At 57.5% G+C, this 21,831-nt stretch carries 20 protein-coding genes; 3 read left to right on the forward strand and 17 right to left on the reverse strand.

The window, feature by feature from the left end; all coding sequences use genetic code 11:
* Positions 1-96: 96 nt before the first annotated feature.
* The 16 genes from glmS to mnmG form a co-directional block, all read right to left on the reverse strand.
* On the reverse strand, positions 97-1,929 hold the full coding sequence (gene glmS / locus C9383_RS09425; protein ID WP_090367819.1) for a glutamine--fructose-6-phosphate transaminase (isomerizing): 1,833 nt from the start codon (positions 1,927-1,929) through the stop codon (positions 97-99).
* Positions 1,930-1,939: 10 nt separating this feature from the next.
* Entirely contained in the window at positions 1,940-2,707 is a 768-nt protein-coding gene (locus C9383_RS09430) for a DeoR/GlpR family DNA-binding transcription regulator (RefSeq protein ID WP_090367817.1), read from the reverse strand.
* Positions 2,708-2,916: 209 nt separating this feature from the next.
* Positions 2,917-4,284 carry a bifunctional UDP-N-acetylglucosamine diphosphorylase/glucosamine-1-phosphate N-acetyltransferase GlmU gene (gene glmU, locus C9383_RS09435; protein WP_090367815.1) on the reverse strand — a complete coding sequence of 456 codons (1,368 nt, stop codon included), beginning with the start codon at positions 4,282-4,284 and terminating at the stop codon, positions 2,917-2,919.
* A 123-nt stretch (positions 4,285-4,407) separates the two neighbouring features.
* Entirely contained in the window at positions 4,408-4,824 is a 417-nt protein-coding gene (locus tag C9383_RS09440) for a F0F1 ATP synthase subunit epsilon (RefSeq protein ID WP_003177061.1), read from the reverse strand.
* Between the two features lie 44 nt (positions 4,825-4,868).
* Positions 4,869-6,245 (reverse strand): F0F1 ATP synthase subunit beta, encoded by a 1,377-nt coding sequence (gene atpD / locus C9383_RS09445; protein WP_060756579.1) that lies wholly within the window; start codon positions 6,243-6,245, stop codon positions 4,869-4,871.
* Positions 6,246-6,272: 27 nt separating this feature from the next.
* Positions 6,273-7,133 carry a F0F1 ATP synthase subunit gamma gene (gene atpG / locus C9383_RS09450; RefSeq protein ID WP_010207685.1) on the reverse strand — a complete coding sequence of 287 codons (861 nt, stop codon included), beginning with the start codon at positions 7,131-7,133 and terminating at the stop codon, positions 6,273-6,275.
* A 50-nt stretch (positions 7,134-7,183) separates the two neighbouring features.
* On the reverse strand, positions 7,184-8,728 hold the full coding sequence (gene atpA / locus C9383_RS09455; protein ID WP_060756578.1) for a F0F1 ATP synthase subunit alpha: 1,545 nt from the start codon (positions 8,726-8,728) through the stop codon (positions 7,184-7,186).
* 21 nt (positions 8,729-8,749) lie between these two features.
* The gene (locus C9383_RS09460; RefSeq protein WP_090367813.1) at positions 8,750-9,286 is read right to left on the reverse strand and encodes a F0F1 ATP synthase subunit delta; all 537 of its coding nucleotides are present in this window, start codon (positions 9,284-9,286) and stop codon (positions 8,750-8,752) included.
* 12 nt (positions 9,287-9,298) lie between these two features.
* Positions 9,299-9,769 carry a F0F1 ATP synthase subunit B gene (locus C9383_RS09465; protein WP_060756576.1) on the reverse strand — a complete coding sequence of 157 codons (471 nt, stop codon included), beginning with the start codon at positions 9,767-9,769 and terminating at the stop codon, positions 9,299-9,301.
* A 56-nt stretch (positions 9,770-9,825) separates the two neighbouring features.
* On the reverse strand, positions 9,826-10,083 hold the full coding sequence (gene atpE, locus C9383_RS09470) for a F0F1 ATP synthase subunit C (RefSeq protein ID WP_002555987.1): 258 nt from the start codon (positions 10,081-10,083) through the stop codon (positions 9,826-9,828).
* Positions 10,084-10,215: 132 nt separating this feature from the next.
* Complete coding sequence (gene atpB / locus C9383_RS09475) at positions 10,216-11,085, reverse strand: F0F1 ATP synthase subunit A (RefSeq protein ID WP_024078254.1); 870 nt, start codon at positions 11,083-11,085, stop codon at positions 10,216-10,218.
* A gap of 16 nt (positions 11,086-11,101) precedes the next feature.
* Positions 11,102-11,509 (reverse strand): F0F1 ATP synthase subunit I, encoded by a 408-nt coding sequence (locus C9383_RS09480; protein WP_090367811.1) that lies wholly within the window; start codon positions 11,507-11,509, stop codon positions 11,102-11,104.
* 148 nt (positions 11,510-11,657) lie between these two features.
* Complete coding sequence (locus tag C9383_RS09485) at positions 11,658-12,530, reverse strand: ParB/RepB/Spo0J family partition protein (protein WP_060756573.1); 873 nt, start codon at positions 12,528-12,530, stop codon at positions 11,658-11,660.
* A gap of 9 nt (positions 12,531-12,539) precedes the next feature.
* The gene (locus tag C9383_RS09490) at positions 12,540-13,337 is read right to left on the reverse strand and encodes a ParA family protein (RefSeq protein WP_060756572.1); all 798 of its coding nucleotides are present in this window, start codon (positions 13,335-13,337) and stop codon (positions 12,540-12,542) included.
* 18 nt (positions 13,338-13,355) lie between these two features.
* Positions 13,356-14,000, reverse strand: coding sequence for a 16S rRNA (guanine(527)-N(7))-methyltransferase RsmG (gene rsmG, locus C9383_RS09495; protein ID WP_060756571.1), 645 nt, complete (start codon positions 13,998-14,000; stop codon positions 13,356-13,358).
* A complete protein-coding gene (mnmG, locus tag C9383_RS09500) occupies positions 13,997-15,889 on the reverse strand; it encodes a tRNA uridine-5-carboxymethylaminomethyl(34) synthesis enzyme MnmG (RefSeq protein ID WP_090367808.1) in 1,893 nt (630 codons plus the stop codon). The genes rsmG and mnmG overlap by 4 nt, the downstream gene beginning before the upstream one ends.
* A gap of 567 nt (positions 15,890-16,456) precedes the next feature.
* On the opposite strand from mnmG, the gene C9383_RS09505 reads away from it, so the two are divergent.
* The 3 genes from C9383_RS09505 to C9383_RS09515 all read left to right on the forward strand — a co-directional run bounded on the left by C9383_RS09505 (position 16,457) and on the right by C9383_RS09515 (position 20,434).
* Positions 16,457-16,963 carry a sigma-70 family RNA polymerase sigma factor gene (locus C9383_RS09505; RefSeq protein ID WP_060756569.1) on the forward strand — a complete coding sequence of 169 codons (507 nt, stop codon included), beginning with the start codon at positions 16,457-16,459 and terminating at the stop codon, positions 16,961-16,963.
* On the forward strand, positions 16,963-17,907 hold the full coding sequence (locus tag C9383_RS09510; protein WP_090367806.1) for a FecR domain-containing protein: 945 nt from the start codon (positions 16,963-16,965) through the stop codon (positions 17,905-17,907). The genes C9383_RS09505 and C9383_RS09510 overlap by 1 nt, the downstream gene beginning before the upstream one ends.
* A gap of 91 nt (positions 17,908-17,998) precedes the next feature.
* Positions 17,999-20,434: a TonB-dependent siderophore receptor gene (locus C9383_RS09515; protein ID WP_090367804.1), complete on the forward strand. Its 2,436-nt coding sequence runs from the start codon at positions 17,999-18,001 to the stop codon at positions 20,432-20,434.
* Positions 20,435-20,451: 17 nt separating this feature from the next.
* On the opposite strand, the gene mnmE is transcribed toward C9383_RS09515, so the two are convergent.
* Entirely contained in the window at positions 20,452-21,822 is a 1,371-nt protein-coding gene (gene mnmE, locus C9383_RS09520) for a tRNA uridine-5-carboxymethylaminomethyl(34) synthesis GTPase MnmE (protein ID WP_060756566.1), read from the reverse strand.
* Positions 21,823-21,831: the final 9 nt, after the last annotated feature.

Below are 21,831 nucleotides of genomic sequence, written 5' to 3' on the forward strand. Positions count from 1 at the left end.
TTCCAAGACCTGCTCCTACCCCGATGTACGGTCGGAGCAGGAGCTTGTGACAACCTTTATTGTTTGGAAACAGGCGGGTCTCCAAGTTGCAGCGGTTTACTCCACAGTCACCGACTTCGCCAGGTTACGCGGCTGGTCCACGTCGGTGCCTTTGAGCACGGCCACGTAGTACGACAGCAACTGCAGCGGGATGGTGTAGAGGATCGGCGACAGGGTGTCGTGGATGTGCGGCATATTAATGACGTGGGTGCCTTCACCGTTGGCCATGCCGGCCTTCTCATCGGCGAACACGATCAACTGGCCACCGCGAGCGCGTACTTCCTGCAGGTTCGATTTGAGCTTCTCCAGCAGTTCGTTGTTCGGCGCCACGGTGACGACTGGCATGTCGTCATCGACCAGGGCCAGCGGGCCGTGTTTCAACTCACCGGCCGGGTAGGCTTCGGCGTGAATATAGGAGATTTCCTTGAGTTTCAGCGAACCTTCCATCGCTACCGGGTACTGCGCGCCACGGCCGAGGAACAGGGTGTGGTTCTTGTCGGCGAACAGTTCGGCGACTTTTTCCACGGTGGCATCCATCGCCAGGGCTTCGCCCAGACGGGTTGGCAGGCGGCGCAGTTCTTCAACCAGGGTCGCTTCAAGACCTTCAGCGAGCGTACCGCGCACCTGGCCCAGGGACAGGGTCAGCAACAGCAGGGAAACCAACTGGGTGGTGAAGGCTTTGGTGGAGGCCACGCCAATTTCACGACCGGCCTGGGTCAACAGAGTCAGGTCGGACTCACGCACCAGGGAGCTGATGCTGACGTTGCAGATCGCCAGGCTACCGAGGAAACCCAGCTCCTTGGCGTTACGCAGTGCGGCCAGCGTGTCGGCGGTTTCGCCGGACTGGGAGATGGTCACAAACAGGGTGTCAGGTTGCACCACCACCTTGCGGTAGCGGAACTCACTGGCCACTTCGACTTGGCACGGGATGCCGGCCAGTTCTTCCAGCCAGTAACGGGCGACCATACCGGCGTGGTAGCTGGTACCGCAGGCGACGATCTGTACGTTGCGCACTTTGGCGAACAGTTCGGCGGCCTGCGGGCCGAATGCATTGACCAGCACTTGGTTCTGGCTCAGGCGACCTTCCAGGGTACGTTGCACCACGGACGGTTGCTCGTGGATTTCCTTGAGCATGAAGTGGCGGAATTCACCCTTGTCAGCTGCCTCGGCGCCATCACGGTATTGCACGGCCTCGCGCTCGACAGATTGGCCGTTGATATCCCAGATCTGCACGCTTTCACGGCGAATGTCAGCGATATCGCCTTCTTCCAGGTACATGAAGCGGTCGGTGACCTGGCGCAGTGCCAGTTGATCGGACGCCAGGAAATTCTCACCCAGGCCCAGGCCGATCACCAGCGGGCTGCCACTACGGGCGGCAACCACACGGTCGGGCTGGCTGGCGCTGATCACGGCCAAGCCATAGGCACCGTGCAGTTCCTTGACCGTGGCCTTGAGGGCATTGGTCAGGTCGCTGTGGTCCTTGAGTTTGTGGTTCAGCAAGTGCGCGATGACTTCGGTGTCGGTGTCCGAAGTGAACACATACCCCAGGCCTTTGAGCTGTTCGCGCAGCACTTCGTGGTTTTCGATGATGCCGTTGTGCACCACAGCCAGGTCACCGGAGAAATGCGGGTGAGCATTGCGCTCACACGGCGCGCCATGAGTCGCCCAGCGGGTGTGGGCGATGCCCAGGCGACCTACCAGCGGCTCGCCGGCCAATGCCTGGTCCAACTCACTGACCTTACCTGGGCGACGCATGCGCTCAAGCTTGCCCGCGTTGGTGAAAACCGCCACGCCGGCACTGTCATAGCCGCGATATTCGAGACGCTTGAGGCCTTCGATCAGGATGGCCGTAATACTACGTTCAGCGACTGCGCCAACAATTCCACACATGGTGTTTCTCCTAGATGACTGCCGCGCATATCAGCGTAATGCCGCGGGCTTGGATCTGGTCGCGGGCCTCAGGCGGCAGGCGATCATCGGTAATTAAGGTATGGACGCTGCTCCAGGGCAGTTCCAGGTTGGGAATCTTGCGGCCGATCTTGTCGGACTCGACCATCACCACCACTTCACGAGCGACTTCGGCCATTACGCGGCTCAAGCCGAGCAATTCGTTGAAAGTGGTGGTGCCACGTTCCAGATCGATGCCGTCGGCACCGATGAACAACTGGTCAAAGTCGTAGGAACGCAGCACTTGCTCGGCGACCTGGCCTTGGAACGAGTCCGAATGCGGATCCCAGGTGCCACCGGTCATCAACAGCACCGGCTCATGTTCCAGCTCACTCAACGCACGGGCCACGTGGAGGGAGTTGGTCATCACTACCAGGCCGGGTTGATGACCCAGTTCGGGAATCATCGCGGCGGTCGTACTGCCGCTGTCGATGATGATGCGTGCGTGTTCACGCAAACGCATCACGGCAGCACGGGCAATCGCGCGCTTGTAGGTCGAGATGGGCTGAGCGGCGTCGCCGACCAGTTCCTGCGGCATGGTGATAGCACCACCGTAACGGCGCAGCAGCAGGCCGTTGCTCTCAAGGGCAGCCAGATCCTTGCGGATGGTCACTTCCGACGTTTCGAAATGCTTGGCCAATACGTCCACGCTGACTTCGCCCTGCTCATTGAGCAAGGTCAGGATGTTGTGGCGTCGTTGGGGGGTATTTCGTTTCGACATGGTGATGATAAGTTTCGGTTCGAAAGATAACGGACGCAATCAAAACCTATTGTCGAAAGATCGTCAAGCAACATTTCTTGAAAATGTGGGAGGAGAGTTTGTTTCCGATGGAGGTGTTTCAGTCGACGCCTGCGTTGACTGATCTATCTCTATCGGGAGCAAGCCCCCTCCCACACTGGAGTCTTGTTGCTGGGGAGAGTGTGGATAACTCAGCTCTTTTTGATCTTGACCGGGCGTTTCCAGCCTTCGATATTGCGCTGGCGAGCACGGGCTACGCCGAGCTGCAAGTTATCCACATCCTGGTTGATGGTGGAACCTGCAGCTGTGGTCGCGCCATTACCGACTTTCACCGGGGCGACCAGTGAATTGTTAGAGCCGATAAACACATCTTCACCCAATACAGTCTGGTGCTTGTTGGCGCCGTCATAATTGCAGGTGATGGTGCCAGCGCCGATGTTGGTGCGTGCACCGATAACCGCATCACCCAAGTAGGTCAGGTGACCAGCCTTGGCGCCTTGGCCCAGGTGGGCGTTCTTCAGTTCAACAAAGTTACCCACATGGGCTTTGGCTTCAAGCACGCTACCCGGACGCAACCGCGCAAACGGGCCTGCATCACTGCCCTCGCCCATCACCGCGCCATCGAGGTGGCTGTTAGCCTTGACCACCACACCTTTGCGCAGGGTACTGTCCTTGATCACGCAGTTCGGGCCAATCACCACGTCGTCCTCGATCACGACGCGACCTTCCAGAATCACGTTGATGTCGATGAGGACGTCTCGGCCCACGGTGACTTCACCGCGCACGTCGAATCGCGCCGGGTCGCGCAAGGTCACGCCTTGGGCCATCAGGCGGCGACCTTCGCGCAGTTGGTAGTGACGTTCCAGTTCGGCCAGTTGCTTGCGGTCGTTGGCGCCCTGCACTTCCATCGGGTCGTGAGGTTGCTCGGTAGCGACCAGCAAGCCATCGCTGACGGCCATTTCAATCACGTCGGTGAGGTAATACTCGCCCTGAGCATTGTTATTGGACAGACGGCTCATCCAGTCAGCAAGCTTACTGGCCGGGACCGCCAGAATGCCGGTGTTGCCTTCGGTGATAGCACGCTGGGCTTCGGTGGCGTCTTTGTGCTCGACAATGGCCGCAACCTTGCCGTCGGCGTCACGCACGATGCGCCCGTAGCCGGTAGGGTCGTCCAACTCCACGGTGAGCAGGCCCATCTGGCCGGGTACTACGTGTTTGAGCAGGCGTTGCAGGGTTTCCACTTCGATCAGCGGCACATCGCCATAGAGGATCAGCACCGTGTCGGCACTGATGAACGGCACGGCTTGTGCCGTGGCGTGGCCAGTACCCAGTTGCTTGTCTTGCAATACGAAATTCAAGTCATCCGCGGCGAGACGTTCACGTACCACATCGGCACCGTGCCCGATCACCACGTGAATCCGCTGCGGGTCCAACTGCCGAGCGCTGTGGATAACATGGCCGAGCATGGAGTTCCCCGCGACCGGGTGCAGCACCTTGGGCAGGGCCGAACGCATGCGAGTGCCCTGGCCTGCGGCGAGAATGACGATTTCAAGAGACATGAATGGCTACCAATCCTGGGCGGTCCGAGTTCAGACCAAAGAAGTGTTTTACAAAAAAAGAAAAAGGGTAGCCGAGGCTACCCTTTTTAATCAATCGCGCATGAAGCATGACGGCATGGCCGTTTACTTCTTGCGGATCTGCTGGAGCGTGCGCAGCTGAGCTGCAGCCTCGGCCAGACGTACAGCAGCAGCGCTGTAGTCGAAGTCCGCACCCTTTTCGTTCAGGGCCTTCTCGGCAGCCTTGACGGCTTCCTGAGCGGAGGCTTCATCCAGGTCGCCAGCACGTTGCACAGTGTCGGCAAGTACCTTGACCATGTTCGGCTGAACCTCGAGGAAACCACCAGAGATGTAAAACACCTCTTTTTCCCCGCCTTGCTTGGTCAGAGTGATCGGACCTGGCTTCAAGCTGGTGATCAACGGCGCGTGACCCATGGCAATACCAAGGTCACCGAGTTCGCCGTGTGCAATCACCATCTCTACCAGACCGGAGAAGATTTCCCCTTCCGCGCTGACGATATCGCAATGGACTGTCATAGCCATCTGATTGCCTCAACCTGATGAGCGCCCGTTTCCGGGCGCCTGGATTACAGTTTCTTGGCTTTCTCGATCGCTTCTTCGATGCCGCCGACCATGTAGAACGCTTGTTCTGGCAGGTGGTCGTAGTCACCGTTGAGGATGCCTTTGAAGCCAGCAATGGTGTCTTTCAGGGAAACGTATTTACCCGAAGCACCGGTGAAGACTTCAGCCACGAAGAACGGCTGCGACAAGAAACGCTGGATCTTACGAGCACGGTTTACCAACTGCTTGTCGGCTTCCGACAGCTCGTCCATACCCAGGATCGCAATGATGTCCTTCAGTTCTTTGTAACGCTGCAGCACGTACTGAACGCCGCGAGCGGTGTCGTAGTGCTCCTGGCCGATCACGTTCGGGTCCAGCTGGCGCGAAGTCGAGTCGAGTGGATCGACCGCTGGGTAGATACCCAGGGAAGCGATGTCACGGGACAGAACGACGGTGGCGTCCAAGTGGGCGAAGGTGGTCGCAGGCGACGGGTCGGTCAAGTCATCCGCAGGTACGTATACCGCTTGGATCGAGGTGATCGAACCTTCCTTGGTCGAAGTGATACGTTCTTGCAGAACGCCCATCTCTTCAGCCAGAGTCGGCTGGTAACCTACTGCCGAAGGCATACGGCCCAGCAGTGCGGATACTTCAGTACCGGCCAGGGTGTAACGGTAGATGTTGTCGACGAACAACAGTACGTCGTTACCTTCGTCACGGAACTTCTCGGCCATGGTCAGGCCAGTCAGTGCTACGCGCAGACGGTTTCCCGGCGGCTCGTTCATCTGACCGTAAACCAGTGCCACTTTGTCCAGAACGTTGGAGTCCTTCATCTCGTGGTAGAAGTCGTTACCCTCACGAGTACGCTCACCCACACCCGCAAACACGGAATAACCGCTGTGCTCGATGGCGATGTTACGGATCAGTTCCATCATGTTTACGGTCTTGCCTACACCGGCACCACCGAACAGACCGACTTTACCGCCTTTGGCGAACGGGCAAACCAGGTCGATAACCTTGATGCCGGTTTCCAGCAGATCGTTGCCGCCAGCTTGCTCGGCGAACGAAGGTGCTGGACGGTGAATGCCCCAGCGCTCTTCGGTATCGATCGGGCCAGCTTCGTCAATCGGGTTGCCCAGTACGTCCATGATCCGGCCCAGGGTCGCTTTACCGACCGGTACGGAGATGGCTGCGCCAGAGTCGACAACGTCCAGACCGCGCTTCAAGCCTTCGGTGGAACCCATCGCAATGGTACGAACTACGCCGTCGCCCAGCTGCTGCTGAACTTCCAGAGTAGTGTCCGCGCCTTGTACTTTCAGCGCGTTGTAGATGCTCGGTACGTTGTCGCGTGGAAATTCCACGTCGATAACGGCGCCGATGATTTGAACGATACGTCCGCTACTCATAGCTGGATCCTCTGAATATTTGAACCGTTAAACCGCGGCAGCGCCGCCGACGATTTCCGAGATCTCTTGGGTGATCGCAGCCTGACGCGCCTTGTTGTAGATCAGCTGCAAATCGCTGATCAGATCACCGGCGTTATCGGTAGCGTTTTTCATCGCGATCATCCGCGCCGCTTGTTCAGCTGCGTTGTTCTCGACCACCGCCTGGTACACCTGCGACTCCACGTAGCGCACCATCAAGCCGTCAAGCAGCTCTTTGGCGTCTGGTTCGTAGAGGTAGTCCCAGTGGTGCTTGAGTTCCTGATCCGGAGTCGCCACCAGTGGAATCAATTGCTCCACGGTTGGCTGCTGGGTCATGGTGTTGATGAACTTGTTGGATACCACGGAGAGACGGTCAATCCGGCCTTCCAGGTATGCATCCAGCATCACCTTCACACTGCCGATCAAATCATTGATCGACGGCTCTTCACCCAGGTGGCTGATAGCTGCAACGACGTTACCGCCGAAGTTACGGAAAAAGGCCGCACCCTTGCTACCAACAACACACAGATCGATCTCGACGCCCTTTTCGCGGTTTACCGCCATGTCCTTGACCAGGGCCTTGAACAGGTTGGTATTCAAACCACCGCACAAACCACGGTCACTGCTCACAACCACATAACCAACGCGCTTGACTTCGCGGTCGATCATGAACGGGTGGCGGTATTCCGGGTTGGCGTTGGCCAGATGCCCAATTACCTGGCGGATACGCTCCGCATAAGGACGGCTAGCAGCCATGCGCATTTGTGCCTTGCGCATTTTGCTGACCGCCACTTTTTCCATGGCGCTGGTAATTTTTTGCGTGCTTTTGATGCTCGCAATCTTACTGCGAATCTCTTTTGCGCCTGCCATGTAACACCTATCAGGTTAGCAAGCGGGAGCCTTGCGGCTCCCGCTGCGGCTTACCAGGTTTGGGTGGCCTTGAACTTCTCGATACCGGCTTTCAGGCCAGCGTCGATTTCGTCATTGAAGTCACCCTTCACGTTGATCTTGGCCAACAAGTCGGCGTGATCGCGGTTGAAGTAAGCAATCAGCGCTTGTTCAAAGCTGCCGACCTTGGCGATTTCGACGTCAGTCAGGAACCCACGCTCAGCGGCATACAGCGACAACGCCATGTCAGCGATCGACATAGGGGCGTATTGCTTCTGCTTCATCAGCTCGGTAACGCGCTGACCATGCTCAAGTTGCTTACGGGTCGCTTCGTCCAGGTCAGAAGCGAACTGGGCGAATGCCGCCAGTTCACGGTACTGAGCCAGAGCGGTACGGATACCACCGGAGAGCTTCTTGATGATCTTGGTCTGAGCGGCACCACCCACACGGGATACCGAAACACCGGCGTTCACAGCAGGACGGATGCCTGAGTTGAACATGGCCGATTCCAGGAAGATCTGACCGTCGGTGATGGAAATCACGTTGGTCGGAACGAACGCGGAAACGTCGCCAGCCTGGGTTTCGATGATCGGCAGAGCGGTCAGGGAACCGGTTTTGCCGGTCACTGCGCCGTTGGTGAACTTCTCTACGTACTCTTCCGAAACGCGGGATGCGCGCTCCAGCAGACGGGAGTGGAGATAGAACACGTCGCCTGGGTAAGCTTCACGGCCTGGTGGACGGCGCAGCAGCAGGGAAATCTGGCGGTAAGCCACTGCTTGCTTGGACAGATCGTCATAAACGATCAGCGCGTCTTCACCGCGGTCGCGGAAGAATTCACCCATGGTGCAACCGGCGTACGGTGCCAGGTATTGCAGCGCAGGAGATTCCGAAGCACTGGCAGCCACGATGATCGTGTTTTTCAGTGCACCGTTTTCTTCCAGCTTGCGAACCACGTTGGCGATGGTCGATTGCTTCTGACCAATGGCTACGTAGACGCAGAAAATGCCGCTGTCTTTCTGGTTGATGATCGCGTCGATGGCCAGAGCGGTTTTACCGATCTGACGGTCGCCGATGATCAGCTCACGCTGGCCACGGCCGACAGGGATCATGGCATCGACAGCCTTGTAGCCAGTCTGTACAGGCTGGTCTACCGACTTACGCCAGATCACGCCTGGAGCAACTTTCTCGACCGCGTCGGTCTCGGTGTTGCCCAGTGGACCTTTGCCGTCAACAGGGTTACCCAGTGCGTCGACTACGCGACCCAGCAGTTCCTTACCAACCGGAACCTCCAGGATGCGGCCTGTGCACTTGGCGCTCATGCCTTCAGCCAGAGACTGGTATGCGCCCAGGATAACGGCACCTACGGAGTCCTGCTCCAGGTTGAGGGCCATACCGTAGACGCCGCCCGGAAACTCGATCATCTCGCCGGACATGACGTCGGCCAGACCGTGAATCCGCACGATACCGTCAGATACGCTGACGACAGTGCCTTCGTTACGGGCTTGGGAGGTCACATCGAGTTTGTCGATGCGGCCCTTGATGATTTCACTTATTTCGGAAGGATTGAGTTGCTGCATTGCTCTGCTGCCCCTTCAAACTCAAGATTTCAATGCTTCGGCAAGTTTCGCGATTTTGCCGCGAATCGAGCCATCGATAACCAGGTCGCCGGCACGGATAACAACACCACCGATCAGTGATGCGTCCTCCGAAGCTTGCAGGCGCACTTCCCGATTGAGTCGTGCACTGAGAACCTTGGCGAGTTTGTCTTGCTGTTCTTGGTTCAATGCAAAAGCACTGGTCACTTCAACGTCTACCGACTTCTCTTCTTCGGCCTTGTACAGGTCGAACAGAGCGGCAATCTCCGGCAAAAGCAGGAGACGGTCGTTTTCGGCAACGACGTGGATGAAGTTCTGCACTTTCACATCAAACTTGTCGCCGCACACTTCAATAAAAGTGGCGGCCTTGTCTGCGCTCGTCAGGCGCGGGGCCTTGAGCACGCGCTGCATGGTGCCGTCTTGCGACACTGCTGCAGCCAGGCCGAGCATGGCTGACCAAGAGGCCAGCTGCTGGTGGGCCTGGGCGTGCTCGAAGGCTGCCTTGGCGTAAGGTCGGGCCAACGTGGTCAGTTCTGCCATGATCGCCCTCGCTTAAATTTCAGCAGCCAGTTTATTAACCAGCTCCGCGTGCGCGTTTTGATCGATTGTGGCACCGAGGATCTTCTCAGCACCGCCGACCGCCAGGGCACCCAGTTGGGCACGCAGCGCGTCTTTGACGCCGTTCAGTTCCTGTTCGATCTCGGCATGAGCCGAAGCCTTCACACGGTCAGCTTCGACGCGGGCTTTTTCAACAGCCTCTTCGACGATCTGGTTACCGCGTTTCTTGGCTTGCTCAATGATTTCAGCTGCCTGTGCTTTAGCTTCGCGCAGTTGATGACCCGCTTTCTCTTGGGCCAACTCCAGGTCGCGAGCTGCACGGGTGGCAGCGTCCAAACCATCCGCGATCTTCTTCTGACGTTCGTGCAAAGCCGCGATGACCGGAGGCCACACGAACTTCATGCAAAACACTACAAAAATGAAGAACGCAACGGATTGGCCAATCAGGGTTGCATTAATGTTCACGCCAACACCTCGCTCATTCGTTGTCCATCACCCTAATCACTCGAAAATTCGAGTGATTAGCCAGCGAGTTGACCAACGAAGGGGTTCGCGAAGGTGAAGAACAGAGCGATACCAACGCCGATCATGGTCACGGCGTCGAGCAGGCCGGCGACGATGAACATTTTAACTTGCAGCATTGGAACCATTTCTGGCTGACGCGCTGCGCCTTCCAGGAATTTGCCGCCCAGCAGGCCGAAACCAATGGCAGTACCCAGAGCGCCCAGGCCGATCAACAGTGCAACAGCGATAGCGGTTAGACCAACTACAGTTTCCATCTTTCCTCCCGACTTTTACGTCGTATGGTTTAGGTTTTTAGATTTTAAAGCGGTAAAACAAATCGTTTCATAGCCCGCTAGGGCCACCTTCCCGTATTACCGGGAAGGACATCAGACTAGTCGAGACTGGTCTTAATGGTTCTCTTCGTGCGCCATCGACAGGTAGACGATGGTCAGCATCATGAAGATGAAGGCCTGCAGGGTGATGATCAGGATGTGGAACACAGCCCACGCCCACTGCAGAACCACGCCCAGGCCGCTAAGCCAGAGCAGACCGCTGCCGAACATCACAGCGATCAGGATGAACACCAGCTCGCCGGCATACATGTTGCCGAACAGTCGCAGGGCCAGGGAGATAGGCTTGGCGACCAGGGTCACGAATTCCAGCAGGAAGTTCACCGGGATCAGCAGGGCTTGAACGAAGATGTTCTTGCTGCCGAACGGGTGCAGGGTGAGTTCGCCGATGAAGCCGCCGATGCCCTTGACCTTGATGCTGTAGAAGATGATCAACGCAAACACCGACAGGGCCATGCCCAGGGTGGCGTTAGGGTCCGTGGTGGAAACCGCACGGAATGGAATGTGGTGGTCGCCGGAGATCAGGATGGCCAGCTGAGGAATCCAGTCGACCGGTACCAGGTCGACGGCGTTCATCAGGAACACCCAGACGAAGATGGTCAGTGCCAGCGGTGCAATCACCGGGCTACGGCCATGGAAGCTGTCTTTCACGCTGCCATCGACGAATTCGACCAGTACTTCAACGAAGTTCTGCAATGCACCTGGCTGACCGGAGGTCGCCTTCTTCGCCGCCATGCGGAAAATCAGGACAAAGATCAGACCCAGTGCGACCGACCAGCCCAGAGTATCCAGGTGGAAAGCCCAGAAGCCCATTTCCTTGGCTTCAGCTGCGGTATGGGCGAAGCCCCAGCCGCCGTTGGGAAGCTGACCGAAAGTCAGGTTCTGCAAGTGGTGCTGGATATAGCCCGAAGCGGTTGTTTCTGCCATGTGTGCCTCAAACGCCCTAAGGTTTCGAAAGTCTTGTTTTCATTAGCAGGGGAGCGAACCAGCTGACCAATTGGGTCAACACGAAGGCGCCGAATACAGCCAGCGGCGCCAATGGCTTCACACCTGCAAAGGTCAGTGCGAACAACACTGCCGTCAAAATCAGTTTCCCTGCTTCACCGGCATAAAAAGACCGGACGATAGCCTGGGCTGCTCGGGCGCCGGAAAACCGAAAGGCCCTGTGAGCAAAATACATATTGGGCAGCAAGGCTATCAGGCCTCCGCAGAGTCCTGAATATCCGGCTACGACTCCATGCCAGTACCAAAGCGCCAATGCGGCGATCAGCAAAACGACAAATTGAGCCAATAAAACCGGAAAAACGGCCAAACGATGGAACGGCAACGTGTTTGGCGTGCGGGTTTCCATCACTCTTGCTCCTCAATGGTCGGCTGCCGGAAATCAATAACTTGGCATAATTTGTGCCGACAAAATGCGCGCAGAGTATAGGGGCGGTTCAGCCCCTATTCAACTGTCGGGTAGTGTTTTCCGATCGCGCGCTACATAAGCAAATGTTTCAGCGGATGTGGGCAAGGACGCCCTGAAGCTCATCGAGGGAGTTATATCCGATGACCAGTTGCCCTTTGCCCTTCTTGCCATGGCGAATTTGCACCGCCGAGCCCAGCCGCTCGGCCAGGCGCTGCTCAAGGCGAGCGATATCCGGATCAGGTTTTGCCGCTTCGACCGGTGCAGGTTTGCCGCTGAGCCACTGGCGAACCAGCGCCTCGGTCTGACGAACGGTGAGGCCGCGTGCGACAACGTGTCGCGCCCCTTCAACCTGTTGATTTTCCGGCAATCCGAGCAAAGCACGAGCGTGGCCCATTTCCAGGTCGCCATGGGACAACATGGTCTTGATGACTTCCGGCAAGGCGATCAGGCGCAGCAAGTTGGAAACGGTGACGCGGGATTTACCCACCGCCTCGGCCACTTGTTGCTGGGTCAGCTGGAATTCCTGCTGCAAACGCTGCAAGGCAATCGCTTCTTCGATCGGGTTGAGATCTTCACGCTGGATATTTTCGATCAACGCCATCGCGATGGCGGTTTCATCCGGCACATCGCGCACCATCGCCGGGATGGTGTCCTTGCCGGCCTGCTGGCTGGCACGCCAGCGACGTTCGCCCGCGATGATTTCAAAACGGCCACCACCAATGGGGCGTACCACGATGGGCTGCATCACCCCCTGTGTCTTGATCGAGTTGGCCAGTTCCTCCAGCGCCTGGGGGTCCATGTCCCGACGTGGCTGGTACTTACCGCGCTGGATCAGGTCCAGCGGCAGGTGTTGCAGCTCGCGCTCATCGGCCTGCACCGCTTGTTCTTCAAGCGATGTGACGGTCGGACCACTCAACAGTGCATCCAGTCCACGTCCGAGACCTCGTTTCTTGACGGCCATGGGGATTCCTTAAGTTGGCTGAGCTGCAGCGGTACGTGAGTTGCGGCGCTGACGGCGAACCATCTCGCCGGCCAATGCCAGGTAGGCAATGGCACCACGTGAGGATTTGTCATACGCCAGCGCGGGCATGCCATAGCTTGGCGCTTCGGCCAGACGGATGTTGCGCGGGATCACGGTGTCGTACAACTGATCGCCGAAATGTTCCTTGAGCTGCGCCGACACGTCGTTCATCAGGCTCAGGCGTGGGTCGAACATCGTCCGCAGCAGACCTTCGATCTGCAGGTTCGGGTTCAACAACTCGGCGATACGCTTGATGTTATCCACAAGGTCGCTCAACCCTTCCAGTGCGTAATACTCGCACTGCATGGGGATAATCACCCCGTCGGCGGCCACCAGCGCGTTCAACGTCAACATCGACAGCGACGGCGGGCAGTCGATCAAAATGTAGTCGTAGTTTTCGCGAATCGGCGCCAGTGCGCTGCGCAGACGGCTTTCTTTCATCTGCATTTCCAGCAGCACCACTTCCGCCGCGGTCAAATCGCGGTTGGCCGGCAGCAGTTGATAACCGCCGTGCTCGGAAAAGTGCATGGCCTGGGTGAGGTCGCACTCGCCGATCAGCAAGTCGTAGACCGAGTTTTCCAGGCCATGTTTATCCACACCGCTACCCATGGTGGCGTTGCCCTGTGGATCAAGATCGATCAACAGCACCCGACGCTTGGTAGCGACCAGGGATGCTGCGAGGTTGATGCAGGTGGTGGTTTTGCCCACGCCACCTTTCTGGTTCGCTATCGCGAATACCTTAGCCATTCTTGCTTGTGTTCCCAATCATGCCGTGCGGCGCAGTATCAGCAGATGGCGTTGGCCTTGGCAACCAGGTACGGCCAAGGCGTGTTCGCTATCGAGGTGGAAGTCTGCCGGCAATGCTAACAGCTCGTCGCTTGGATGAACGCCCTTCATTGCCAGCCAGCGCGTATCGCGGTCGCCCAGGTGGCGGGTCCAGTTGCTGAAGTTCTCCATGCTGCTGAACGCCCGGGAGACGATACCGTTGAATGGCTGTTCAGGTGTGAAGGCTTCGACACGGCTGTGGATAACTTGCAGGTTATCCAATTTGAGTTCGAGTTTGACCTGGGTCAGGAAGCGGGTTTTCTTGCCATTGCTGTCCAGGCACGTCACTTGCGACTCTGGAAACAGGATGGCCAGCGGAATACCGGGCATGCCACCGCCGCTGCCGACGTCGAGCCAGCGACCGTTTTCGATAAACGGCATCACGCTCAAGCTGTCGAGCAGGTGGCGGGAGACCATTTCATCGGGATCACGCACAGCGGTCAGGTTGTAAGCCTTGTTCCATTTGATCAACAGGGCCAGGTAGCCCAGCAGCAACTCATGCTGGGCGGCGGTCAGGTCGACGCCCAACTGGCGTGCACCTGTGGATAACTCTTCGGCGTGTTGTACGGTGACCAACGAACTCAAGCGCTTTGCTCCAACTGACGGCCCGCGCCGCGTTTTTTCAAATGAATCATCAACAGCGAAATCGCTGCCGGAGTGACACCGGGAATACGTGAAGCCTGGCCCAGGGTCTCCGGACGCGTTATCCCCAGCTTGCTTTGAATTTCTTTCGACAGACCGGAAATCCCGGTGTAGTCGATATCCACAGGCAGCTTGGTGTCTTCACTGGCGCGCAAGCGGGCGATCTCATCCTGCTGGCGGTCAATATACCCGGCGTATTTGGTCTTGATTTCGACCTGCTCGGCCACTTGTGGATCTTCTGCACCTTGTCCGGTCACTTCGACCAAGCCAGCGTAGTCGATTTCCGGCCGGGACAGCAGGTTCAGCAAGTTGTACTCGTGGGTCAGCGGCGTGCCGAATTTTTCTGCAATCGCGTCGCCCTGCTCGGTGCCTGGGCGGACCCAGGTGCTTTTCAAACGCTGCTCTTCCAACGCGATGCTCTCGCGTTTTTTGCAGAATGCCGCCCAACGCACGTCATCGACCAAGCCTAGCTCGCGACCTTTCTCGGTCAGGCGCAGGTCGGCGTTGTCTTCGCGCAGGATCAGGCGATATTCCGCCCGGGAAGTGAACATCCGGTAGGGCTCCTGAGTACCCAGGGTAATCAGGTCATCCACCAATACGCCGATGTACGCTTCATCGCGACGCGGGCACCAGCTGTCTTTGCCTTGTGCACGCAGTGCTGCGTTGGTCCCGGCCAGCAAACCTTGGGCGCCGGCTTCTTCGTAGCCGGTGGTGCCGTTGATTTGCCCGGCGAAGAACAAACCGCCGATGACTTTGGTTTCCAGGCTGTACTTCAAGTCACGCGGGTCGAAGTAGTCGTACTCGATGGCGTAGCCCGGCCGCACGATGTGGGCGTTTTCCATGCCGCTAATCGACTGCACGATCTGGATTTGCACGTCGAACGGCAACGAAGTGGAAATCCCGTTCGGGTACAGCTCGTGAGTGGTCAAACCTTCCGGTTCGATAAAGACCTGGTGGCTTTCCTTGTCGGCAAAGCGGTGGATCTTGTCTTCAATCGATGGGCAATAACGCGGGCCGATGCCTTCGATCACGCCGGAATACATCGGCGAACGGTCGAGGTTCGCGGCAATGATTTCGTGGGTACGCGCATTGGTGTGGGTAATCCAGCAACTGACCTGTTTCGGGTGCAGCTCTTTGGACCCCATGAACGACATCACTGGGATTGGCGTATCACCGGCTTGTTCGGTCATCACCGAAAAATCTACAGAACGCCCGTCGATACGTGGCGGGGTTCCGGTTTTCAGGCGGCCGACACGCAGCGGCAATTCACGCAGGCGTTTTGCCAGGGCGATCGAGGGTGGGTCACCCGCACGACCACCGGAATAGTTTTGCATTCCGATGTGGATAAGTCCGCCGAGGAAGGTACCGGTGGTCAACACCACGGATTCTGCGAAAAAACGCAGGCCCATTTGAGTGACAACACCGCGTACCTGGTCCTGTTCAACGATCAGGTCATCTGCTGCCTGTTGAAATATCCACAGGTTCGGCTGGTTTTCCAGGGTTTCACGCACCGCCGCCTTGTACAAGATGCGGTCAGCTTGTGCCCGCGTAGCACGCACGGCCGGGCCTTTGCGGCTGTTGAGCACGCGAAATTGAATGCCGCCTTTATCAGTAGCCATAGCCATCACGCCGCCAAGGGCGTCGATTTCTTTGACCAGATGGCTTTTACCGATCCCACCAATGGCGGGGTTGCAACTCATGGCACCGAGGGTTTCCACGTTATGCGTCAACAACAGGGTTTTTACACCCATGCGTGCTGACGCCAGTGCTGCCTCGGTACCGGCATGACCGCCGCCGATGACGATCACTTCAAAACGGGAAGGGAAATCCACCACGCACCTCGTGCCTGCTTATGTAGGTAATTAGGAATTGATTGGTTGAGCTGGTTTTAGAGCTTTGGCGGCAAGTATAGGGACTTAGCCCTTCCTAAAGAACCCTTTGCACAAAATTTAACCAGCTGTGGATGAGTCACGAGCAAAAGAAATTAAAAAGAAAGAAATTTATAAGATCTTTGTTTTTATGTTTATTTCTACTGAGGTACCTTTCTGTGGATAAACCTCTGTATCCCTTTATTTATGGGGTGTACAGAGATTCAAAAGGTTGTGGTCATGTGCCAATGAGGCCCTTGGATAACTGCTTTAAGCCTGTGGATTAAATGCATCGTTATCCACAGAGGGGTTTTTAATCAGGTTTCAGGCCTTGTTATCAACCGGGCACAAGGGCGGTTATTCACAGGGCTTAACTCACAGAAAAGTACCGATATGCTCAAGTTTCGAGCACGGCAGAGCTCCCCCGGATCCTTCGATGCAGGGAGTAACGCTTCAGATAGCGGGCTATTGTGAGAAGTCAGCGGCGTAGTTAATAATAGCGATTATCATTAACCTGTGTTGTCGTGCCTAATGCCCCTTCCTCCACACACGGTTTCAGTCCAGCACATCTATGAGCAGCACCATTCCTGGTTGCAGGGTTGGCTCAAGGCTAGATTGCATAACGCCTGCGATGCAGCCGACGTCGCACACGATACGTTCGTGCGTATTCTGGGCGGCCGGAACGCCGCGCAAATCCTGGAACCCAGGGATTATCTGGCGACCATTGCCAGGGGTTTGGTGATTGATCGATATCGCCGGCATGCCGTTGAACAGGCCTATCGGCAGACCATGGCCGAGCGCCCGCAAGCCACCGCGATCAGCGAGGAGGATCGGGCAATCATCATTGAAACGTTGGTGGCTGTGGATAAAGCCCTGTCGGGGCTGGGTGAACGGGCTCGACGGATTTTCATGCTTTCACAGATCGAAGGCCTGACTTATCAACAGATTGCCGATCAATTGCAGGTGTCGCTGACCACCGTTAAAAAACACATGATCCGTGCCCTGACTGAATGCACTCTGATCATGGCAGGCCTGTAATGGTCGCCCCCGATCGCAAGACCTTCGAAGCCGCGGCTATCTGGTATGTGCAATTTCAATCCCAACCGCCCACCGCCGCCGAGCGCCAGGCCTGGCAGCAATGGCTTGACCACGATCCCTCCCACCAGCTCGCCTGGAGTCAGATGGAGCAGTTGCAACGCAGCCTTGGCACCCTGCCGCAGGATTTTACTCGGCGTGCGTTATCCACAACGCACCAAAGGCGGCAGGTGCTCAAGTGGATGCTGGCACTGGGCGGCACGGGTTATCTGGGTTGGAACGTCCAGCAACACACGTCGATGGGGAATGTCTGGGCCGATTACCGCACACGGGTGGGCGAACACCGCCGCGTCGAACTGGCCGATGGCACTCGGATAGACCTGAATACCCGCACAGCCATCGATGTGGTGTTTGATGGGCGCCAGCGTTTGATCCGCCTGCGCGAAGGTGAAGTACTTATCCATACTGGCAAGTCAGGCGGGCAAACACCGTTCTATGTAGAAACCCGCCAGGGCCGCGTACAGGCATTAGGTACCCGGTTCACGGTACGCCAGTTGCCGGACTCCACCCGGGTCGGAGTCCTGGAAGACCGCGTGAGTTTGTCGCCTGGGGATAAACCGGATCAGGCTCGCTTACTCGTAGCCGGGGAAAGCGCGGACTTCAATCGACAGGCCGTGGAGGCCAACCAGCCCTATAAGGGAACCCAGGCTGCCTGGGTCGATGGGCAAGTCATCGTACTGGATACCCGGCTTGGCGATCTGCTCGAAGATTTGGCGCGCTATCGACCCGGCGTTCTTCAGTGCGACCAGGCCTCGGCACGACTGCGGGTTTCCGGGACTTTTCGACTGGACTCCACCGATGCCGTGCTGTCCAACCTGCAAGCGACCTTGCCGATTCAGGTGAAATACTTCACACGCTATTGGGTTTCGGTAAAGCGCGTCGCTTGATCAAAAAAATAATCCACAAGAGGGTTATCTTTTTTTGACCTGGCACGGCCCTAAGGATAATCACGACGCTACCTTCAGGGCTTATCCGCTAATGCGCCTTCCTACTACGCTTCGCCAACGACTCTCCTGCCATGGCATGACCTATGGTCTGCTGCTCACCACCGTCACTGCAGCCACCATGCTATCCAGTGGTGCCATGGCTGCCAGTTCGGTTCAACACTACGCCATTGCTGCCGGCTCCCTGGACACTGCTCTGAGCCAGTTTGCCGCGAGGGCGAATGTGATTCTGTCCTTCTCGCCTCAGCAAACTGCGGGCCTTACGACGTCAGGCCTTGAGGGCGACTATTCGGTGGAACAGGGTTTTGCGCTATTGCTGCAGAATTCTCAGTTGCAAGCGGCAGCCCAGGGTCCGGGAAGCTATGTACTGCAAGCGGCGCCCTCCGGCCAACTCACCCTCGCCCCGACTACGGTGAGCACTTATCAACAGAATGGGTTCAATCAGGACATCGCCCGGGACGTGGGTTACAAGGCGCAAAACAGCCGTATCGGCACCAAGACCAGTACACCCCTGTCGGAAACCCCGCGTTCCGTCTCGGTGGTCACGGGCCAGCGCATCAAAGACCAGAAGTCACAGACGCTGACTGAAGTGCTGGGCTACGTCCCGGGTATCTTCGCGCCGCCCTTTGCGGCCGGCGATAGCTTGGCCGGTGACCTGTTCTTCATTCGCGGTTTCAACGCCACAGATTATGGCTACGGCTTGCTGCGAGACGGCCTGCGTGTACAGGGCAATCGGTACGACACTACCAGCGAGCCGTATGGCCTGGAGCGGGTTGAAGTTTTCCGCGGGCCTTCTTCACTGCTCTACGGCGAAAACGCGCCCGGTGGGTTGGTCAATCTGGTCAGCAAACATCCGACCGCCATTCCGCAAGGCGAAGTGCAACTGGGCTATGGCTCCAACAATCGGCGCCAATTGGGTGTGGATATCTCCGGGCCACTCAATGGCAGCGACAATATCCTCGGCCGCGTTGTGTTGCTCGGCCGCAAATCCGACACCCAGACCGACCACGTGCCAGATGATCGCCTCTACCTCGCGCCGTCCCTGACCCTGAACTTCGATGACTACAACACCCTGACGCTGTTGGCTAATTATCAGAAGGACCACACCAACCTGGAACTCGGCCTGCCCGCCGCCGGCACGTTACTGAAAAATCCCAACGGCAAGCTCTCCAAGCACACCATGCTCGGCGATCCGGACTGGAACACCTTTGAACGCGAAGCCTGGAGCACCGGTTACGAATTCAGCCACAGCTTCAATGACGATTGGCAGTTCCGTCAGAATTCGCGCTACATGCAGTCACGCATCAATCGCCATGAGACCTGGCCTGGTGCCTTGAATAACGGCGGATTCGGCACGCAATTGAACATGACCGCCTACGATCGCTACAACAAGTCGATGGTCTATTCGCTGGATAACCAGCTCGAAGGCAAATTCCAGGTGGGCGGGCTGGAAAATACCGTGCTGTTCGGTGCCAGCTACGACCGCACCTCCTTCAATCAGGACTGGGACGCGGGCTTTGCCGGCACCATCAATGTGTACAACCCGGTGTACCTGCGCGATCCGCTCACTCCGATCGCAGTGCAGAACACTTTGCTCGAACAGCGGATGAAAGGGGTTTATGCACAGCTCCAAAGCAAGTACGACCATTGGCTGTTACTGCTCGGTGGCAGACAGGACTGGGTCGACAGCGATTTCCGCGACAAGGTGAACAAGGCCAGCAATACCAGCTCCGAAGATCGCAAGTTCACCTATCAGGGCGGCGTGATGTATCAGTTCGACAACGGTCTTACGCCGTATGTCAGCTATTCCACCGCGTTCGTACCGGTGCAGCAGATCTCCAACGCGGGCTCCCCGCTGAAACCGATCACCAGCAGCCAATATGAAGCGGGCGTGAAGTACGAGCCGATCGGCTGGGATACCGCGATGACCCTGTCGGTGTATGACCTGCGCAAACAGGACGACACTTACCTGGATGCCACCACCAATAGCTACCGCCAGGTGGGTGAAAGCCGGGCCAAGGGCGTGGAGGTAGAGGTCAACAGCAATATCACGTCCAATCTGAATGTGACGGCGGCTTACACTTATACCGACGCACGGATCACCAAGGATTCGGCAACATCGCTGGTGGAAGGTCATCAGATGACCGGGGTCCCACGTAACCAGGCGTCGGTGTGGGGCAAATATCGATTCCTCGATGGCCAACTCAAGGGCCTGTCCCTGGGCGGCGGCGTGCGTTATTTCGACAGCACTTTTTCTTACACAGCACCTACGCTGTACGGGAAATTGGACGCGGGAAGTGTGACATTGGTAGATGCGTCCGTTGGCTATCAGATCGATAAGAACTGGTCGGTGGATCTGAATGCCAAGAACCTGTTCGACAAGGAATATGTGTCTGGTTGCAACGATGCAGGGCGTTGCTACTGGGGCGACAGCCGTACCTTGCTGGGTACGGTGTCATACAACTGGTGACAGTGTGGATAACTCGGTTATTTGCCGATACAGAAGCTGGAGAAGATTCGCCCGAGTAAATCATCGGAGCTGAACGCTCCGGTGATTTCGCCCAACAGCTGCTGCGCCTGGCGCAAGTCCTCGGCCAGCAACTCGCCCGCACCCGCCAAAGTCAGCTGAGCTCGGCCGTGTTCCAACGCTGAGCTGGCATGGCGCAGTGCCTCCAAGTGCCTGCGGCGCGCACTGAAGCTGCTTTCCGAGGTCTGTTCGTAGCCCATGCAGGCTTTGAGGTGCTCGCGCAGCAGTTCCAGGCCATCCCCTGCCGACTTGGCGCTCAGGCTGAGCGTGACGTGGCCATCCTCGCTGGTTTCCATGGTAATCGCTTCGCCGGTCAAGTCGGCTTTGTTGCGGATCAAGGTGACTTTGCTCGGGTCGGGGCGTTGCTCAAGGAATTCCGGCCAGAGCGCAAAAGGATCCACAGCCTCCGGTGCTGTGGCATCGACGACCAGCAGTACCCGGTCCGCTTCACCGATAGCCTTGAGCGCCCGTTCCACGCCAATTTTTTCGACCTGATCGTCGGTATCACGCAACCCTGCCGTGTCGACCACATGCAGGGGCATGCCATCGATGTGGATATGTTCGCGCAAGATATCCCGCGTGGTGCCGGCGATCTCCGTGACGATAGCCGCCTCTCTACCTGCCAAGGCGTTGAGCAAGCTGGATTTGCCGGCATTGGGGCGGCCAGCGATCACAACGGTCATGCCATCGCGCAGCAAGGCCCCCTGCCCGGCTTCACGCAGCACTGTGGATAATTCATCACGAACCTTATCCAGCATCGCCAAGACATGGCCATCGGCGAGGAAGTCGATTTCTTCCTCCGGAAAATCAATCGCCGCCTCGACATAAATGCGCAAGCTGATCAGTTGCTCGGTCAAGTTATGCACACGCAGGGAAAAGGCGCCTTGCAACGAGCGCAGAGCATTGCGCGCGGCCTGTGCAGAACTGGCCTCGATCAGGTCGGCAATCGCTTCAGCCTGGGCCAGGTCAAGTTTGTCGTTGAGGAATGCCCGCTCGCTGAACTCGCCTGGGCGTGCCAACCGGCAACCCAGTTGCAGGCAGCGCTGCAGCAACATATCAAGGACCACCGGGCCACCATGGCCCTGCAGTTCCAGCACGTCTTCACCTGTGAAGGAATTGGGGCCCGGAAAATACAGGGCCAAACCTTCGTCCAGCACGGCTTCATCGGCATCCAGAAACGGACCGTAATGAGCAAAACGCGGCTTCAGCTCTCGACCACTGATTGCCCGCGCCGCCACACCCGCAAGCGGCCCGGAAATTCGAACGATGCCGACACCACCGCGACCTTGAGCGGTAGCGACAGCAGCGATGGTTTCACGAGGAGCGCTCATCATCAGGTT

It is taken from the genome of Pseudomonas palleroniana, from assembly GCF_003031675.1.
Taxonomy (GTDB): domain Bacteria; phylum Pseudomonadota; class Gammaproteobacteria; order Pseudomonadales; family Pseudomonadaceae; genus Aquipseudomonas; species Aquipseudomonas palleroniana.

Bases quoted from the DNA above. Each gene is read 5' to 3' on its own strand.
- glmU (WP_090367815.1), bottom strand. From the start codon at position 4,284: ATGTCTCTTGAAATCGTCATTCTCGCCGCAGGCCAGGGCACTCGCATG.
- C9383_RS09510 (WP_090367806.1), top strand. From the start codon at position 16,963: ATGGTCGCCCCCGATCGCAAGACCTTCGAAGCCGCGGCTATCTGGTAT.
- glmS (WP_090367819.1), bottom strand. From the start codon at position 1,929: ATGTGTGGAATTGTTGGCGCAGTCGCTGAACGTAGTATTACGGCCATC.
- C9383_RS09440 (WP_003177061.1), bottom strand. From the start codon at position 4,824: ATGGCTATGACAGTCCATTGCGATATCGTCAGCGCGGAAGGGGAAATC.
- C9383_RS09515 (WP_090367804.1), top strand. From the start codon at position 17,999: ATGCGCCTTCCTACTACGCTTCGCCAACGACTCTCCTGCCATGGCATG.
- C9383_RS09430 (WP_090367817.1), bottom strand. From the start codon at position 2,707: ATGTCGAAACGAAATACCCCCCAACGACGCCACAACATCCTGACCTTG.
- atpB (WP_024078254.1), bottom strand. From the start codon at position 11,085: ATGGCAGAAACAACCGCTTCGGGCTATATCCAGCACCACTTGCAGAAC.
- C9383_RS09490 (WP_060756572.1), bottom strand. From the start codon at position 13,337: ATGGCTAAGGTATTCGCGATAGCGAACCAGAAAGGTGGCGTGGGCAAA.
- C9383_RS09480 (WP_090367811.1), bottom strand. From the start codon at position 11,509: ATGGAAACCCGCACGCCAAACACGTTGCCGTTCCATCGTTTGGCCGTT.
- atpE (WP_002555987.1), bottom strand. From the start codon at position 10,083: ATGGAAACTGTAGTTGGTCTAACCGCTATCGCTGTTGCACTGTTGATC.
- mnmE (WP_060756566.1), bottom strand. From the start codon at position 21,822: ATGAGCGCTCCTCGTGAAACCATCGCTGCTGTCGCTACCGCTCAAGGT.
- C9383_RS09485 (WP_060756573.1), bottom strand. From the start codon at position 12,530: ATGGCCGTCAAGAAACGAGGTCTCGGACGTGGACTGGATGCACTGTTG.
- atpA (WP_060756578.1), bottom strand. From the start codon at position 8,728: ATGCAGCAACTCAATCCTTCCGAAATAAGTGAAATCATCAAGGGCCGC.
- C9383_RS09460 (WP_090367813.1), bottom strand. From the start codon at position 9,286: ATGGCAGAACTGACCACGTTGGCCCGACCTTACGCCAAGGCAGCCTTC.
- atpG (WP_010207685.1), bottom strand. From the start codon at position 7,133: ATGGCAGGCGCAAAAGAGATTCGCAGTAAGATTGCGAGCATCAAAAGC.
- atpD (WP_060756579.1), bottom strand. From the start codon at position 6,245: ATGAGTAGCGGACGTATCGTTCAAATCATCGGCGCCGTTATCGACGTG.
- C9383_RS09505 (WP_060756569.1), top strand. From the start codon at position 16,457: ATGCCCCTTCCTCCACACACGGTTTCAGTCCAGCACATCTATGAGCAG.